This window comes from Streptomyces sp. NPDC057253 (genome assembly GCF_042669125.1).
GTDB lineage: Bacteria > Actinomycetota > Actinomycetes > Streptomycetales > Streptomycetaceae > Streptomyces.
Map to the genome: position 1 here is coordinate 1 of NZ_JBHUXV010000168.1, position 16,571 is coordinate 16,571.

Consider the following 16,571-nt stretch of genomic DNA (forward strand, 5'->3'; position numbering starts at 1 on the left):
TCGTACAGCCGTCACGGCGGCCGTAGGTGAAGGCCTCGCCGTCGTCGTCGCCGGTCAGCTCCAGCACGAGGTCGGGGTCGTCCTGGACGACCGCGCCCCCGAACCGTGCGCAGGCCTCCGTGACCTCTGCGCGGACCGTGTCCACCAGGGGTCCGGAGCCGCGGATCAGGGTCCGCCGGGTGCCGATCGGCCGGAACGCACCGTCCGGCAGCCAGGCCGGATCGACACCCTGCATGGGACCCCCAACGCCGTTGCTCAGGCGAGCAGTTCGACCTCCGATACGACCGCCTCGCCGTCGAACACCAGACGGTACTTCCCGTACGTACCCGGAGACCTCACGGTGAACGCCCGTGTCTGCCGGTCCCATGCGAAGGACTCCCCGGCCCTGCGGTCGAGGGTCTTCCACGTGGTGCCGTCGGTGGAGCCCTGGAGCGTCCAGCCGGTCGGCGCCTTCGTGCGGTCCGACGACGAGGTCACCGTGTACTGGACCCCCTTGACCGCGTCGGACACCGGAAGGTCGACCGAGGTCACCGTCGCGTCCGTCGCCGAGGAGTTGTCGAACAGCGCCCCGTCACCGGAGAGCACGTCCGCACGCGGCGTCGGCACCTCGTCGTCCTGGGTGATCGACACCGGGCCCGCGTTCTTCCCCGTGCCCCACTTCGACGGCCGGGGGCCCATGGCGAAGTCCAGGACGGCACCCTTGGCCAGCACCGAGTGAGGGAGCGAAGTCGACGTCCAGGGCTTGCCGTTGACCTTCAGATTCTGCACGTAGACGTTCCGCGCGCTGTTCTCCGGCGCCCTGACCACCAGGTCCCGGCCGTTCTCCAGATGGACCGTCGCCTTGGTGAACAGCGGGGAGCCGACGGCGTATTCGCCGCTGCCCATCACCAGCGGATAGAAGCCCAGCGCCGAGAACAGGTACCAGGCCGACTGCTCGCCGTTGTCCTCGTCACCGTGGTAGCCCTGCCCGATCTCGCTGCCGACGTACAGCCGCGAGAGCACCTCACGGACGTTGCGCTGCGTCTTCCAGGGCTGACCGGCCGCGTCGTACATGTAGTTGACGTGGTGGGCGACCTGGTTGGAGTGCCCGTACATGCCCATCCGGACGTCCCGCGCCTCGGTCATCTCGTGGATGACACCGCCGTAGGAGCCGACGAACTCCGGCGAGGCCGTCTCCGGCGTCGAGAAGTACGCGTCCAGCTTGTCGGCGAGACCCGAGCGGCCGCCGTACAGGTTGGCGAGGCCCCGGCTGTCCTGCGGGGCGGTGAAGGCGTAGCCCCAGCCGTTGGTCTCGGTGTAGTCGTAGCCCCACACCCGCGGGTCGTACTTCGAGGACTCGACGCGCCACTCACCCGAAGCACCGCGCCCCTGGAAGAAACCGGCCTTCGAGTCGAAGAGGTTCACGTAGTCCCGGGCCCGGTTGAGGAAGTACTCCGACTCCTCCTTGTAGCGCTTCTCTCCCGTCTTCGCGTACAGCGCCTGTCCCATCCGCGCGATGCCGTAGTCGTTGAGGTAGCCCTCCAGCGCCCAGGACAGGCCCTCATGGGTGTCGGTGCTGGTGTAGCCGAGGAAGGGCGAGGTCTCCATGCCCTTGCGGCCCACACCGGAGGACGGGGGCGCGACCGTGGCGTTCTTCAGGGCCGCGTCGTACGCCGACTTCGCGTCGAAGTCCACGCCCTTGACGTACGCGTCCGCGAAGGCCACGTCCGAGGAGGTGCCGGTCATCAGGTCCGCGTAGCCGGGGGAGGACCAGCGCGAGGTCCAGCCGCCGTCCTTGTACTGCTGCACGAACCCGTCGACCATCTCGCCCGCCTGAGAGGGCGTCAGCAGTGAGTACGCCGGCCAGGTGGTCCGATAGGTGTCCCAGAAGCCGTTGTTGACGTACACCTTGCCGTCCACGATCTTCGCCCCGGTGTGCGTCGGGGTGTCGGGGGACGGCATCGGGGAGAACGGGGACGCGTACCGGTACGTCGAACCCACCTTCTCGAAGCCGGAGTTGGGGTACAGGTACAGCCGGTACAGGCTGGAGTACAGCGTGGTCAGCTGGTCCTCGGTGGCCCCCTCCACCTCGACCCTGCCGAGGATCCGGTCCCAGGCGCGTTGCGCGGCCCCCTTCACGTCGTCGAAGGAGGTGCCGTCCGGGATCTCCTGGCGCAGGTTGTCCTTGGCCTGGTCGAGGCTGATGAGGGAGGTGGCGATGCGCAGGGTGACGGTCCGGTCCTTGAAGCGCAGATACCCCTTGACGCCGCTGGACGCCCCGTCCACCACCGGCTGGTCGAACACGCCGTAGACGAACAGCCGGGTCGCTCCCGTCGACAGCCCGGACTTCACGTCCGAGTAGCCCGTGAAGGTCCCGCTCTCCTTGTCGAGCGTGAGCCCCGCCTGGTCCGTGACGTTGTCGAAGAGGACGCTCGCGTCGTCGACCGGGTAGCTGAAGCGCAGCACCGCCGCGTGGTCGGTGGGCGTCATCTCCGCCCTCAGCCCGTTCTCGAACCGGACCCCGTAGTAGTACGGCCGCGCGGTCTCGTTCTCGTGCCGGAACGCCAGCTCACGCGCCTCCCGGCCGGTGTCCGGAGTGCCGGACGCGACGGACGGCATCACCTGGAAGGTCTGCCGGTCGCCCATCCACGGGCTCGGCTCGTGGCTCGCGCTGAACGCCTGGATGGTCGGCAGGTTGTCGGCGTTGTTCGCACGTGCGTAGTCGTAGAGCCAGCTCAGCGAGCCGGCGTTGGTCACCGGCGTCCAGAAGTTGAAGCCGTGCGGCACGGCCGTCGCCGGGAAGTTGTTGCCGCGCGAGAAGCCTCCGCTGGAGTGGGTGCCGCGGGTGGTGAGCGCGTAGTCGGACAGATGCGCCTTCGGCTTCTCCGGCGCGGCCCGCTCCAGCGTCACGTCGTCGAGCCAGCCCCGGAACTTCGCGGGCCCGCTCGGGGAGTCGTAGGCGACGAGGATCCGGTCGACGGTCTTCCCGGCCGCAACCGATCCGATCCGCGCGACCACGTTGTTCCACTGGTTGACGTACAGCGCCTTCGACGCGCCCTGCCCCTGCGGCGAGAGCGTGAAGCCGTGCTGGTCACGCGCTCCGAGGCGGCTCAGGAAGGTGCCGTCGGTGAAGGCCAGGTCCACCGAGACGTTGGTGGCGTCGTAGTCCCGGTCGCCGTCCGCCATCGACGGGAAGATCCGGTAGGACAGCCGGGTGAGCGCGTCGACCCGCACGTTCACGTCGAAGACCTTGTTGTACGAGTACGCGCGCCCGTCCGCGATGTGCCGACCGGCGTAACGCAGAGCTCTCTTTCCGGTGAATCCGGCGCTCGCCTTCGCGGTGGGCGATCCGCTCGGACCGCGGTCGACCAGCGAGAGCATCTCCGGCGGCACCGGCCCCTCGCCGCCGCCGATGGAGAACTGCACGTCGGCGAGCTGGACGATGCCGGAGGCGCCGTTGTTCGCGGTGATGTCGAGCCGGAAGTGCCGGTACTCGGCGACGGCGTCCGCGGGGATGTCGTACGACTTCGTCTGGTAGCGCTCGGCGAAGGTCTCGCCCGCCCGGCTGTCGAGGGTCTTCCAGTCCTTGCCGTCCGTGGAGCCCTTGAGCGTCCAGTCCCTAGGGTCGCGCTCGGCGAAGTCGTTGGCCGAGGTGAGGGCGTAGGTGACCGCCTTCACCGGCTTGTCCAGATCGAACTCCACCCAGCCGGTGGAGGCGAAGGCCAGCCACTTGGTGCCCGGCTCGCCGTCGGCGAGGTTCTCCTTCACCTCGCCGCCGGAGGTGTTCTCCGCGCTCGCCCGGACGTCGGTGACCTGGTCGGTGACATTGCCCGGGATGCCGGTCCGGTATCCGCCGTCCACGCCGGCGGACCTGCCCCCGTCGACGGTGCTGATCCAGTCGGGGGCCGGGTCGCCCGCCTCGAAGGAGGAGCTGAACCCCTGAGCGGCCGGGGCGGGAGCCTCGGGCAGGGCCACCGCCGCGCCCTGGGAGCCCACCGTCACGCAGAAGGCGGCCGTGATCACGACCGCCGTACTCCGTCTGAGCCGAGTTCTGTACCGAGCCATGGGCGTGTACCCTCCCTGCACCAGGATGGACAACGTTGTCAGGCAATCCGTGCAAGGATCAGTAGGGGCCCAAGTGCACAGTGATGTCAAGGGTGTTGGCTGTGGCATTCGAGGCCTATGTCGCGGATTTTTCCGGCAAGCTTCGCACAGGGCGCTCATATTTCCGCGAGGTCTCAACTCGAAAACACCCACGGCCAACCTTGCGTTCGATCTTGCTCCGTCGACCGGAAGTGGACTATACCTGTCGGCGATTCACCCCACTCGCACGAACCTCTTGCACGAACCTGCTTGACCTGACCGCGGTGCCGGGGAGGATCCGGTTCACCGCCTGAGTCCTGGAGAAGGCGAGGACTTGAGCATGGGATCCACTTCCGCAGACAGCCACGGTGGAGAGGGTGTAGGCCGCCGCGATCTGATCAAGCGGTCCGCCGCGCTCGGACTGGCCACCGTTCCCGCGACCGCATTTCTGTCCGCCTGCGCGAGCGGCGGCGGCGACGAATCGAGCGACGACAGCACCAAGGGCACCACGTCCAAGGAAAACCCCTTCGGCGCGGCCAAGGGCAGCAAACTCGACGTCGTGATCTTCAAGGGCGGCTACGGCGACGACTACGCCAAGGCGTGGGAGGCCGATTTCCAGAAGAAGCTCGGGATCACCTCCACCCACACCGGCACCCAGGAGATCACCGGAAAGCTCCAGCCGCGCTTCAACGCGGGCAACCCGCCGGACATCGTCGACGACTCGGGCGCCCAGCAGATCAAGGTCGACGTCCTCTACAAGAACGGGCAGCTGCTCGACCTCGCCGAGGTCCTGGACGCACCCGCGATCGACGACCCGAGCAAGAAGGTCCGCGACCTGATCATCCCGGGCACGCTCGACGCCGGCCTCCAGGGCGGCAAGATCGTCGCCCTCAACTACATCTACACCGTCTGGGGCCTGTGGTACTCCGGCAAGCTCTTCAAGGAGAAGGGCTGGGAGGAGCCCAAGACCTGGGACGACTTCCTCGCCGTCTGTCAGGACGCCAAGAAGCAGGGCATCGGCGGCCTCGCCCACCAGGGCAAGTACCCGTACTACATCAACGTCGCCATCATGGACCTGATCGCCAAGAAGGGCGGTCTGGACGCCATGAAGGCGATCGACAACCTCGACCCGAAGGCCTTCGTCGGCTCCGACGCGGCCCAGGCCGGCGTCGAGGCGATCTACGAGGTCGTGGAGAAGGGTCTGTTGATGCCGGGCACCAACGGCCTCACCCACACCGAGTCCCAGACCCGCTGGAACCAGTACAAGGCCGCCTTCATCACCTGCGGTTCCTGGCTGGAGAACGAGCAGCTCAAGCAGACCCCGGCGGACTTCGACATGAAGTTCATGCCGATGCCGCTGCTGCCCGACAGCGCGCTGCCCTTCGAGGCGATCCGGGCCGGCTCCGGCGAGCCCTTCATCATCCCGGCGAAGGCCAAGAACCTCCCGGGGGCCAAGGAGTTCATGCGCCGCATGCTCTCCAAGGAGTGGTCGACCCTCTTCGCCAAGGAGGCCAACTCGCTCACCATCCTCAAGGACGGCGTCGACCCGAGCGTGAAGCTGCGCCCGGGCACCCAGTCCACCGTCGAGGCGTCCAAGGCGGCCGGTGACGACACCTTCCGTTACCTGTACACCGAGTGGTACAGCGAGATGGGCGCCGCCATCGAGGCCGCGTCGAACGAGCTGATGGCCAAGCGCATCCAGCCGAAGGAGTGGCTCAAGCGGGCCCAGGCCGCGGTCGACAAGCAGGCCAAGGACCCGGCCTCGAAGAAGAACCACCGGGACTGACCGCAACGCCGTTTCCCGGGCCGGAGAGATCCGGCCCGGGGAAGGACACCAGGGGCAGGAATCGCCAATGCGCAAAGGGCAGTACAGGTTCGTCGCGGGATTTCTCTTCGCTCCCGTGGCGCTCTATGTGATCTTCGTGATCTGGCCGTATGTCCAGACGTTCGGCTATTCGCTGACCGACTGGAAAGGGCAGTCGCAGACGTTCAAGTTCATCGGCCTGGACAACTACAAGGCGCTGTTCCAGGACGACGTCTTCATGCAGGCCATCTGGCACAACATCCTGTTCCTGATCTTCATCCCGGTGATCACCATTCTGCTCGCCCTGTTCTTCGCGTTCATGCTGAACGCGGGCGGGCGCAGCAAGGCCGGCGGGGTGCGGGGCGTCGCCGGATCGCAGGTCTACAAAGTCGTCTACTTCTTTCCGCAGGTCCTTTCCCTGGCGATCGTCGCCGTGCTGTTCAACGCGGTGTACCGCAGTGACGGCGGCGGTCTGCTCAACGGATTCCTGATCAAACTCGGCCTGGTCGACGCCGAGAATCCGATGGAATGGCTCAACGAGCCCAACCTGGTGCTGTGGATGCTGGTCATCGCCGTGGTCTGGCACGGCGTCGGCTTCTACCTGGTGCTCTTCTCGGCCGCCATGCAGTCCATCCCGAAGGACATCTACGAGGCCGCGCTCATCGACGGCGCGGGCCGCAACCAGTCGTTCTTCCGCATCACCCTGCCGCTGCTGTGGGACACCGTGCAGACCGCCTGGGTGTACCTGGGCATCGTCGCGATGGACATGTTCGTGCTGGTGTCGTCGATGACCCAGAACATGGGTGCCTACGGCGGCGGCCCCGACCACCACAGCGATGTGATGTCGACGGTGATGATGCGCAACTTCCAGTACTTCGGCAAGAGCGGATACGCCTGTGCGATGGGCGTCGTCATGCTGCTGCTCACCCTGGTCCTGTCCGTGGTCATGCTGCGTGTCACCCGCCGCGACCGCGTCGAGTTCTGAGCGGGAGAGATTGCGACGATGAGCGCACCCATCAAGGAGACCGCCGCCGTGCCGGCCCAGCGGACCACGGCCACGACCCCGACCCGCCCCGGCGGCGACCGCAGCGAGGGCGTCGTCCTGAACGCCTTCTCGCACGGCTTCCTCGCGCTGTGGGCCCTGCTGATCGTGCTGCCGCTGCTGTGGCTGGTGCTCAGCTCCTTCAAGACCGACGCGCAGATCGGCGGTTCGGCGTTCGGCTGGCCGCAGAACTGGTCCCTCGACGTCTTCGGACGCGCCTGGGACAAGGGCATCGGCGACTACTTCCTGAACACCGTCATCGTGCTGGTGTTCTCGGTGCCGCTGACGATGCTGCTGGGCTCCATGGCCGCCTACGTGCTGGCCCGCTACCAGTTCTGGGGCAATAGGTTCCTGTACTTCTTCTTCGTCGCGGGCGCGATGTTCCCGGTGTTCCTGGCCCTGGTCCCGCTGTTCTTCATGGTGAAGCGGCTGGACATGCTGAACACCTACCAGGGGCTGATCCTGGTGTACGTCGCCTACTCGATGCCGTTCACGGTGTTCTTCATGCACGCGTTCTTCCGGACGCTGCCCACGGCCGTCTTCGAGGCGGCGGTGCTCGACGGCGCCTCGCACACCCGGACCTTCTTCCAGGTGATGCTGCCGATGGCGAAGCCGGGACTGATCAGTGTCGGCATCTTCAACACCCTCGGCCAGTGGAACCAGTTCATCCTGCCGACGGTGCTGATGCAGCCGCAGAGCGGCGACGATCCGGAGCGCTATGTGCTCACCCAGGGCCTGATCCAGCTCCAGCAGCAGATGGGGTACGCCTCGGACCTTCCGGTGCTCTTCGCCGGGGTGACCATCGCGATGATCCCCATGCTGGTGGTGTACCTGTCCTTCCAGCGTCAGGTGCAGGCAGGGCTGACGTCGGCGACCTTGAAGTAGCGCTGCGCGAGCGCACACACGCACACCGTTCCCGGTTCCGGTGACGGTGTGCTCACGTGTGCCCTACGCCCCGGATACTGTTCAACCTCTTGACGGGAGGCGACCCGAACGGCTCAGCTTAGAGTTCACTAGTTGGACATAGACGGGGCCTCATCGATGCGGTCCCGCGCGCAGGAGGTCGTCGTGGAGACTCCGGGGTCGCAGTCGTCACTGCACCGAGCCAACCTGGAGCGGGTCGTTCGGGCCGTCCGGCTGGCCGGGTCGCTCACGCAGGCGGAGATCGCACGGACCACGGGACTGTCGGCCGCGACCGTCTCCAACATCGTCCGCGAGCTCAAGGACGGCGGAACCGTCGAGGTCACGCCCACGTCGGCGGGTGGCCGGCGGGCGCGCGCGGTCTCGCTGAGCGGGGACGCCGGCATTGTCATAGGGGTGGATTTCGGGCACACCCATCTGCGCGTCGCGGTCGGGAACCTCGCCCATCAGGTGCTCGCCGAGGAGTCCGAGCCGCTGGACGTGGACGCCTCCGCGCCCCAGGGGTTCGACCGGGCGGAACAGCTGGTCAACCGGCTGATCGAGGCGACCGGTGTGGACCGTACGAAGATCGCCGGGGTGGGCCTCGGCGTCCCCGGGCCCATCGACCTGGAGTCCGGCTCCCTGGGCTCCTCCGCGATCCTGCCGGGCTGGATCGGCACCAAGCCCGCCGAGGAGCTCCAGGGGCGCCTCGGCGTGCCCGTGCACGTGGACAACGACGCCAACCTCGGCGCCCTCGGTGAGCTGGTGTGGGGCAGTGGCCGGGGGGTCAGGGACCTGGCGTACATCAAGGTCGCGAGCGGTGTGGGCGCCGGACTGGTGATCAGCGGCAAGATCTACCGTGGCCCGGGTGGCACAGCAGGAGAAATCGGGCATATTACTCTTGATGAGTCCGGCCCCGTCTGCCGTTGCGGCAACCGCGGCTGCCTGGAGACCTTCGCGGCGGCGCGCTATGTGCTCCCGCTCCTTCAGTCCAGTCACGGCACCGACCTCACCATGGAAGGCGTAGTGCGACTCGCGCGGGACGGAGATCCTGGCTGCCGTCGGGTGATCGCCGACGTCGGCCGACACATCGGCAGTGGAGTCGCCAATCTCTGCAATTTGCTGAACCCGAGCCGAGTCGTCCTGGGCGGTGATCTCGCCGAGGCCGGTGAGCTGGTGCTCGGGCCGATCAGGGAGTCCGTCGGCCGCTACGCGATCCCCAGTGCGGCACGTCAACTGTCCGTGCTTCCAGGGGCACTTGGAGGTCGCGCGGAGGTGCTCGGAGCACTCGCCCTCGCACTCAGCGAAATGGGTGATTCGACCCTTTTGGACAGCACGCTGCACGCGGCGTCACCTGCGTTCACTTAGAGAACGCAGGAGGTCGTTGCCATCTCGTTAAGTATTTACTTCTTGACGTCGCACGTGCGGCCGAGTTGACTTCCAGCCACCTCGGCCGCAACGACGCGGCCTCGTCAGGGAGGTTTCTCAAGTGAACACGCTCATGCGTCGTGCTGCCGTATCCGTCGCGATCTCGGCGCTCGCCGTCTCGGCCGCGGCCTGTGGCAAGGCCGGCGACGACAACAGCAGCGACAGCAGCAGCTCGGGCTCCGGCTCCGGCAGCAAGTCGATCGGCCTGCTCCTGCCCGACAACGTCACCGCGCGGTACGAGAAGTTCGACAAGCCGTACTTCGAGGCCAAGGTCAAGGAGCTGTGCAGCGACTGCACCGTCTCCTACGCCAACGCCGCGGCCGACCCGGCCAAGCAGGCCCAGCAGATGAGCAGCATGGTCACCAAGGGCGTCAAGGTGATCGTGGTCTCGGCGCAGGACTCCGCCGCCATCAAGTCCTCCATCGCCTCCGCGGTGAGCAAGGGCGTCAAGGTCGTCGCGTACGACCGTCTGGCCCAGGGCCCGGTCTCCGCGTACGTCTCCTTCGACAACGTCAAGGTCGGCGAGCTCCAGGGCCAGGCCCTGCTCGACGCCCTCGGCTCCAAGGCGACCCCCAAGGCGAACGTCGTCATGATCAACGGTGACGACGCCGACCCGAACGCCGCGCAGTTCAAGGAAGGCGCGCACAAGATCCTCGACGGCAAGGTCAAGATCGCCTACGAGCAGTCGGGCCTCTGGAAGGACACCGTCGCCGCGCAGAAGATGTCGGCCGCCATCACCCAGCTGGGCGCCAAGAACATCGCGGGCGTCTACGCCGCCAACGACGGCATGGCCGGTGGTATCGCCAACACCCTCAAGGGCGCGGGCATCAGCACCATCCCGCTGACCGGTCAGGACGCCGAGCTCGCCGCCATCCAGCGGATCGTCGCCGGCACCCAGTCCGCCACGGTCTACAAGGCCTACAAGCCCGAGGCCGACAACGCCGCCGAGCTCGCGGTCAACCTCCTCCAGGGCAAGGACATCAAGTCCCTGGCCGACACCGAGGTCACCAGCGGCTCCGGCGACAAGGTCCAGGCGAAGCTGCTGACCCCCGTCTCCGTGACCGTCAAGAACATCAAGGACACGGTCGTCAAGGACGGTCTCTACACCGTCGCCCAGATCTGCACCGCGGACTACGCCGCCGCGTGCAAGAAGGCCGGCCTCCAGTAAGAGCCGCCAAAGCCCCCGGGGCGAGTCCCGCAGCGGACCCGCCCCGAGGGCAGGCACAGAGCCTGTCCGGTGCCCGCACCGCCTTCATACCCCGCTGCGGGGCGGGCACCGGACGGAAGCATGGCGGACGCAGCCGTTGCCAAAGGGCACCGGCCGCGCGCATGTTCGACTTGTAAATCAGTGCTTACGGCGCAACTCGTCCCACGAGTGCTGTAAGCACAACCCTCCGCGCCTTACCCCAAGCGCGGCATCCCCGCCGGTCAGGCGGCGAAGGAGATGGTTCACGTGTCCGCTACGCCCGTGCTGGCGTTGCGCGGAGTCTCCAAGCGATTCGGTGCGGTGCAGGCACTCACCGATGTCGAACTGGAGGTCCACGCCGGAGAAGTGGTCGCCCTGGTCGGCGACAACGGCGCCGGAAAGTCGACGCTGGTCAAGACGATCGCCGGTGTCCACCCCATCGATGAGGGCGTCATCGAATGGGACGGCAAGCCGGTCAGCATCAACAAGCCGCACGACGCCCAGGGACTCGGCGTCGCGACGGTCTACCAGGACCTCGCGCTGTGCGACAACCTCGACGTGGTCGGCAATCTGTACCTCGGACGCGAGCTGCTGCGCCGCGGCGTCATCGACGAGGTCACGATGGAGAAGAACTCGCGTGAGCTGCTGAACACGCTCTCCATCCGCATCCCGAGCGTCCGCATCCCGATCGCGAGCCTCTCCGGTGGTCAGCGTCAGGTCGTCGCCATCGCGCGCGCCCTGATCGGCGACCCCAAGGTCGTGATCCTGGACGAGCCCACCGCCGCTCTCGGCGTCGAGCAGACCGCGCAGGTCCTCGACCTGGTCGAGCGGCTGCGCGAGCGCAACCTCGCCGTGATCCTCATCAGCCACAACATGGCCGACGTGAAGGCGGTCGCCGACACCGTCGCCGTGCTGCGCCTGGGCAAGAACAACGGCTCCTTCTCGGTGAAGGACACCAGTCAGGAAGAAATCATCTCCGCGATCACGGGTGCCACGGACAACGCCGTCACCCGTCGTGCGGGACGTCGCAACGCGGAGGCGGCAAAGTGAGCGACACGTCGAAGGTTTCCAAGGCGGAGACGGAAGGTCAGGCGCCCCAGACAACGGTCGCGCCCGCCGACGATCCCACCGCCGCGCCGGTCTCGGTCGTCGACCCCCGGCTGCTGGTCCGCGAAGAGGGCTTCAAGGGCTACTGGACCGAGTTCACCCGCAAGGTCAAGGGCGGTGAGCTGGGCTCGCTGCCGGTGGTCGTCGGCCTGATCGTCATCTGGGCGATCTTCCAGTTCAAGAACGACCGCTTCCTGAGCGCCGACAACCTCTCCAACATCAGCTACTACCTCTCGGCCACCGGCATGATCGCCATCGGCCTGGTGTTCGTGCTGCTGCTCGGCGAGATCGACCTGTCGGTCGGTTCCGTCAGCGGTCTGGCGTCCACACTGTTCGCGGTGTGGGTCGTCAACCACGGCATGAACGTCTGGCTGGCGCTCGTCCTGGCGGTCATCACCGGCATCGCCATCGGCGCGCTGCACGGCTGGTTCTTCGCCAAGATCGGCGTACCGGCGTTCGTCGTCACCCTGGCGGGTCTGCTCGGCTGGAACGGTCTGATGCTGTGGCTGCTGGGCTCCAGCGGCACCATCAACATCCCGTCCGACTCGGGTCCGATCCACCTGTTCGGCCAGAGTTCGTTCTTCATGGACCAGGCCATCATCGGCGCCTACCTGCTGGCCGGCCTCGCCGTCGTGCTGACCCTCGTCGGCAACTTCAGCGAGCAGCGGCGCCGCAAGGCCGCGGGCGTGCCCTTCCGGCCGACCGGCGAGATCCTGGTGCGCGTCGGCGCGCTCGCCGTCGCGTCCTTCGTGGCCGCCGCCGTGCTGAACAACGCCTCGGGTGTCTCCAACTCACTGGTGATCTTCCTGGCGGCGCTGGTGGTCGTCGACTTCGTGCTCCGCCGCACCACGTACGGCCGTCAGGTCTTCGCGGTGGGCGGCGGCATCGAGGCCGCGCGCCGTGCCGGTATCAGCGTGCCGATGGTCCGGATCACCGTCTTCGCCATCTCCGGCGGTTTCGCCGCGATCGGCGGTATGTTCTTCGCCGGCCAGACCGCGAGCGCCACGCTCAGCGCCGGCGGCGGCAACACCCTGATGCTCGCCATCGCGGCGGCCGTCATCGGCGGTACGAGCCTCTTCGGCGGCCGCGGTTCGGTGTGGTCCGCCCTCCTGGGCATGCTGGTCATCCAGTCCATCACGACCGGTCTCGACCTGCTGAACATGAACGCCTCGATCCAGTACATGATCACCGGTGGCGTGCTGCTCGGCGCGGTCGTCATCGACTCCGTCTCGCGCAGGTCCCAGAAGGCCTCGGGTCGCGGATGACGTCGTAGGACCCCCCTCGGGGGAAGATCCACTTGCCCGGCACCCAAAAGGTGCCGGGCAAGTTCGTTGTCGGAGAACATTAGACTCGACACGCCCGGCAAAGCTCGATCAGCTCTACTGCAAGGAGGCACGGGTGCCGCTGCTGACCCGTATCAGGGGACCGCGCGATCTGGACCGGCTCAGCCTTGAGGAGCTGGACCAGCTGGCGGAGGAGATCAGGAGCTTCCTCGTCGGCGCCGTTTCCAAGACCGGTGGGCACCTGGGGCCCAACCTCGGTGTGGTCGAGCTGACCATCGCGCTGCACCGCGTCTTCGACTCGCCCAAGGACCGGGTGCTCTTCGACACAGGGCACCAGTCCTATGTGCACAAGCTGCTCACCGGCCGCCACGACTTCTCGAAGCTGCGCTCCAAGGGCGGCCTCTCCGGCTACCCCTCGCGCGCCGAGTCCGAGCACGACGTCATCGAGAACAGCCACGCCTCGACCGTGCTCGGCTGGGCCGACGGCCTCGCGAAAGCCAACCAGGTGCTCAAACGGGACGACCACGTCGTCGCCGTCATCGGTGACGGCGCCCTCACCGGCGGCATGGCCTGGGAGGCGCTGAACAACATCGCCGACGCCAAGGACCGCCCGCTGGTCATCGTCGTCAACGACAACGAGCGCTCCTACGCGCCGACCATCGGCGGCCTCGCCAACCACCTGGCGACCCTGCGCACCACCGACGGCTACGAGCGCTTCCTGGCCCGCGGCAAGGACCTCCTGGAGCGCACCCCGGTCGTCGGCCGCCCCCTCTACGAGACCCTGCACGGCGCGAAGAAGGGCCTCAAGGACTTCATCGCGCCCCAGGGCATGTTCGAGGATCTCGGCCTGAAATACGTCGGCCCCATCGACGGCCACGACATCGAGGCCCTGGAGTCGGCGCTGGCCCGCGCCAAGCGGTTCGGCGGCCCGGTGATCGTGCACTGCCTCACCGAGAAGGGCCGCGGCTACGAACCCGCCGAGCAGGACGAGGCCGACCGCTTCCACGGCATCGGCCCGATCCACCCGGACACCGGCCTGCCCATCAAGGCCGCCGCCGCCAGCTGGACCTCCGTCTTCGGCGACGAGATGGTCAAACTCGGCCAGGAGCGCGAGGACATCGTCGCCATCACCGCGGCCATGCTCCAGCCGGTCGGCCTCAAGAAGTTCGCGGACACCTTCCCGGACCGCATCTACGACGTCGGCATCGCCGAGCAGCACGCGGCCGTCTCCGCGGCGGGCCTCGCGACCGGGGGACTGCACCCGGTCTTCGCCGTCTACGCCACCTTCCTCAACCGCGCCTTCGACCAGGTCCTCATGGACGTCGCCCTGCACAAGTGCGGGGTGACCTTCGTGCTCGACCGGGCCGGCGTCACCGGCGACGACGGCGCCTCCCACAACGGCATGTGGGACATGTCCATGCTCCAGGTCGTCCCGACCCTGCGGCTGGCCGCCCCGCGCGACGCCGAGCAGCTGCGCGCCCAGCTCCGCGAGGCCGTCCAGGTCAAGGACGCGCCCACCGTGCTGCGCTACTCCAAGGGCGTCGTCGGCCCCGCCGTACCCGCCGTGGGCACGGTCGGCTCCATGGACGTCCTGCGCGAGCCCGGCACGGACACGCCCGACGTGCTCCTCGTCTCCGTGGGCGCCCTCGCCCCCATGTGCCTGGAGATCGCCGGTCTGCTCGACCAGCAGGGCATCTCCACCACCGTCGTCGACCCGCGCTGGGTCAAGCCGGTGGACGAGGCCATGGCCCCGCTCGCCGAGCGGCACCGGGTGGTCGTCACCGTCGAGGACAACTCCCGCGTCGGCGGCGTCGGCTCGGCGGTCGCCCAGGCCCTGCGCGACGCGGGGGTGGACGTCCCGCTGCGCGACTTCGGCATCCCGCCGCGCTTCCTCGACCACGCCTCCCGCGCCGAGATCATGGCGGAGATCGGGCTGACCGCGCCCGACATCGCCCGCCAGGTCACCGGCCTGGTCTCCAAGCTGGACGGCCGGTACGACGACGCACACGCCGAGGTGGAGCCCGCCCGGGACTAGAGACCCGTATGGGCCGGTCAGACCACTCTTGACAGTGGTGTGGCCGGCCCATTCGCGTGAATCCGCCTGTGCCGGGGCATACGACCTACGCCCCCTCTCGATCATGTCGAGGACGACACAGCGTGGGAGGTCACCGTGAGCAGCACCCTCTTCCGGACGAAGAAGGTCGAGCAGTCCATCCGCGATACCGAGGAGCCAGAGCACGCGCTCAAGAAATCCTTGTCAGCGCTGGATCTGACCGTCTTCGGCGTCGGTGTCATCATCGGCACCGGCATCTTCGTCCTGACCGGCACCGTCGCCAAGAACAACGCCGGCCCGGCGGTCGCCCTGGCCTTCGTGGTCGCCGGGGTCGTCTGCGCGCTCGCCGCGCTCTGCTACGCCGAGTTCGCCTCCACCGTCCCGGTGGCGGGATCGGCGTACACCTTCTCCTACGCCTCCCTCGGGGAACTGCCCGCCTGGATCATCGGCTGGGACCTCGTCCTGGAGTTCGCGCTCGGCACCGCGGTGGTCGCCGTCGGCTGGTCCGGCTACATCGCCTCGCTGCTGGACAACGCGGGCATCCATCTGCCGGAGGCGCTCAGCGGGCGGGACGGGGCCGACGGCTTCGGCTTCGACATCCTCGCCGCGCTGCTGGTCCTGGTGCTCACCGGGATCCTGGTGCTCGGCACCAAGCTCTCCGCGCGCGTGACCTCGCTCGTGGTCGCGATCAAGGTCACGGTCGTGCTGACCGTGATCGTCGCCGGTGCCTTCTTCATCGAGGGTGACAACTACGACCCGTTCATCCCGAAGTCCCAGGCGGTCGAGGCGGGCGGCAGCCTCCAGGCCCCGCTCATCCAGCTGATGTTCGGCTGGGCGCCCTCCAACTTCGGCGTGATGGGCATCTTCACGGCCGCGTCGGTCGTGTTCTTCGCCTTCATCGGCTTCGACGTGGTCGCCACGGCGGCGGAGGAGACCCGCAACCCGCAGCGGGACATGCCCCGCGGCATCCTCGGCTCCCTGCTCATCTGCACGACGCTCTACGTGGCCGTGTCGATCGTGGTGACCGGCATGCAGAAGTACACCGACCTGTCCATCACGGCACCGCTCGCGGACGCCTTCAAGGCCACCGGGCACCCGTGGTTCGCGGGCTTCATCAGCTTCGGCGCCGCGGTCGGCCTGACGACGGTGTGCATGATCCTGCTCCTGGGCCAGACCCGGGTGTTCTTCGCGATGAGCCGGGACGGACTGCTGCCGACGTTCTTCTCCCACGTCCACCCGAAGTTCCGCACCCCGCACCGCCCGACCATCCTGCTCGGCGTGATCATCGCGATCGTCGCCGGCTTCACACCGCTCAGCGAACTCGCCGAACTGGTCAACATCGGCACGCTGTTCGCGTTCGTGGTGGTGGCGATCGGCGTGATCATCCTGCGCAAGTCGCGCCCCGACCTGCCCCGCGCCTTCCGCACCCCGTGGGTCCCGGTCGTCCCGATCCTGTCGGTCCTGGCCTCCCTGTGGCTGATGCTCAACCTGCCGGCGGAGACGTGGCTGCGGTTCGCGATCTGGATGGTGCTGGGGTTCGCGGTGTATTTCCTGTACGGCCGCACGCACAGCCGCCTGAACCAGCGGGCCGAGACGGAGGAGGCTGCGTAGGGTTCGTTGTCGGCTGCGGGCCGGTGGGGCCTGGTCGCGCAGTTCCCCGCGCCCCTGGGTAGGTTGCAGCCCACCTTTTCAGGGGCGCGGGGAAC

The 16,571-nt window shown here is 67.7% G+C and carries 10 protein-coding genes and 1 pseudogene; 9 read left to right on the forward strand and 2 right to left on the reverse strand.

Going from position 1 to position 16,571, the window contains the following annotated elements; translation table 11 throughout:
* A pseudogene (locus ACFULQ_RS44515) lies at nt 1-235 on the reverse strand (alpha-glucuronidase); the annotation flags it as partial.
* Nucleotides 236-255: 20 nt separating this feature from the next.
* Entirely contained in the window at nt 256-3,981 is a 3,726-nt protein-coding gene (locus ACFULQ_RS44520; protein WP_383556218.1) for a GH92 family glycosyl hydrolase, read from the reverse strand.
* Between the two features lie 421 nt (nt 3,982-4,402).
* Between ACFULQ_RS44520 and ngcE the strand changes: the two genes are divergently transcribed.
* From ngcE to ACFULQ_RS44565, 9 genes are all read left to right on the forward strand, one after another.
* Entirely contained in the window at nt 4,403-5,848 is a 1,446-nt protein-coding gene (gene ngcE, locus ACFULQ_RS44525; protein ID WP_383556201.1) for an N-acetylglucosamine/diacetylchitobiose ABC transporter substrate-binding protein, read from the forward strand.
* Between the two features lie 67 nt (nt 5,849-5,915).
* The gene (locus tag ACFULQ_RS44530) at nt 5,916-6,851 is read left to right on the forward strand and encodes a carbohydrate ABC transporter permease (protein WP_383556203.1); all 936 of its coding nucleotides are present in this window, start codon (nt 5,916-5,918) and stop codon (nt 6,849-6,851) included.
* Between the two features lie 18 nt (nt 6,852-6,869).
* The gene (locus ACFULQ_RS44535; protein WP_383556205.1) at nt 6,870-7,793 is read left to right on the forward strand and encodes a carbohydrate ABC transporter permease; all 924 of its coding nucleotides are present in this window, start codon (nt 6,870-6,872) and stop codon (nt 7,791-7,793) included.
* A gap of 183 nt (nt 7,794-7,976) precedes the next feature.
* The gene (locus tag ACFULQ_RS44540; protein ID WP_383556208.1) at nt 7,977-9,176 is read left to right on the forward strand and encodes an ROK family protein; all 1,200 of its coding nucleotides are present in this window, start codon (nt 7,977-7,979) and stop codon (nt 9,174-9,176) included.
* A 133-nt stretch (nt 9,177-9,309) separates the two neighbouring features.
* Nucleotides 9,310-10,404, forward strand: a complete 1,095-nt coding sequence (locus tag ACFULQ_RS44545; protein WP_383556221.1) for a sugar ABC transporter substrate-binding protein — start codon at nt 9,310-9,312, stop codon at nt 10,402-10,404.
* Nucleotides 10,405-10,680: 276 nt separating this feature from the next.
* Nucleotides 10,681-11,472 (forward strand): ATP-binding cassette domain-containing protein, encoded by a 792-nt coding sequence (locus tag ACFULQ_RS44550; protein ID WP_030313847.1) that lies wholly within the window; start codon nt 10,681-10,683, stop codon nt 11,470-11,472.
* Nucleotides 11,469-12,794 (forward strand): sugar ABC transporter permease, encoded by a 1,326-nt coding sequence (locus ACFULQ_RS44555; protein ID WP_383556210.1) that lies wholly within the window; start codon nt 11,469-11,471, stop codon nt 12,792-12,794. The genes ACFULQ_RS44550 and ACFULQ_RS44555 overlap by 4 nt, the downstream gene beginning before the upstream one ends.
* A gap of 133 nt (nt 12,795-12,927) precedes the next feature.
* Complete coding sequence (gene dxs, locus ACFULQ_RS44560) at nt 12,928-14,847, forward strand: 1-deoxy-D-xylulose-5-phosphate synthase (protein WP_383556212.1); 1,920 nt, start codon at nt 12,928-12,930, stop codon at nt 14,845-14,847.
* Nucleotides 14,848-14,982: 135 nt separating this feature from the next.
* Nucleotides 14,983-16,476, forward strand: coding sequence for an amino acid permease (locus ACFULQ_RS44565; RefSeq protein ID WP_383556215.1), 1,494 nt, complete (start codon nt 14,983-14,985; stop codon nt 16,474-16,476).
* The last annotated feature ends 95 nt before the right edge of the window (nt 16,477-16,571 follow it).

Bases quoted from the DNA above. Each gene is read 5' to 3' on its own strand.
- ACFULQ_RS44550 (WP_030313847.1), top strand. From the start codon at position 10,681: ATGGTTCACGTGTCCGCTACGCCCGTGCTGGCGTTGCGCGGAGTCTCC.
- ACFULQ_RS44545 (WP_383556221.1), top strand. From the start codon at position 9,310: ATGCGTCGTGCTGCCGTATCCGTCGCGATCTCGGCGCTCGCCGTCTCG.
- ACFULQ_RS44530 (WP_383556203.1), top strand. From the start codon at position 5,916: ATGCGCAAAGGGCAGTACAGGTTCGTCGCGGGATTTCTCTTCGCTCCC.
- ngcE (WP_383556201.1), top strand. From the start codon at position 4,403: ATGGGATCCACTTCCGCAGACAGCCACGGTGGAGAGGGTGTAGGCCGC.
- ACFULQ_RS44535 (WP_383556205.1), top strand. From the start codon at position 6,870: ATGAGCGCACCCATCAAGGAGACCGCCGCCGTGCCGGCCCAGCGGACC.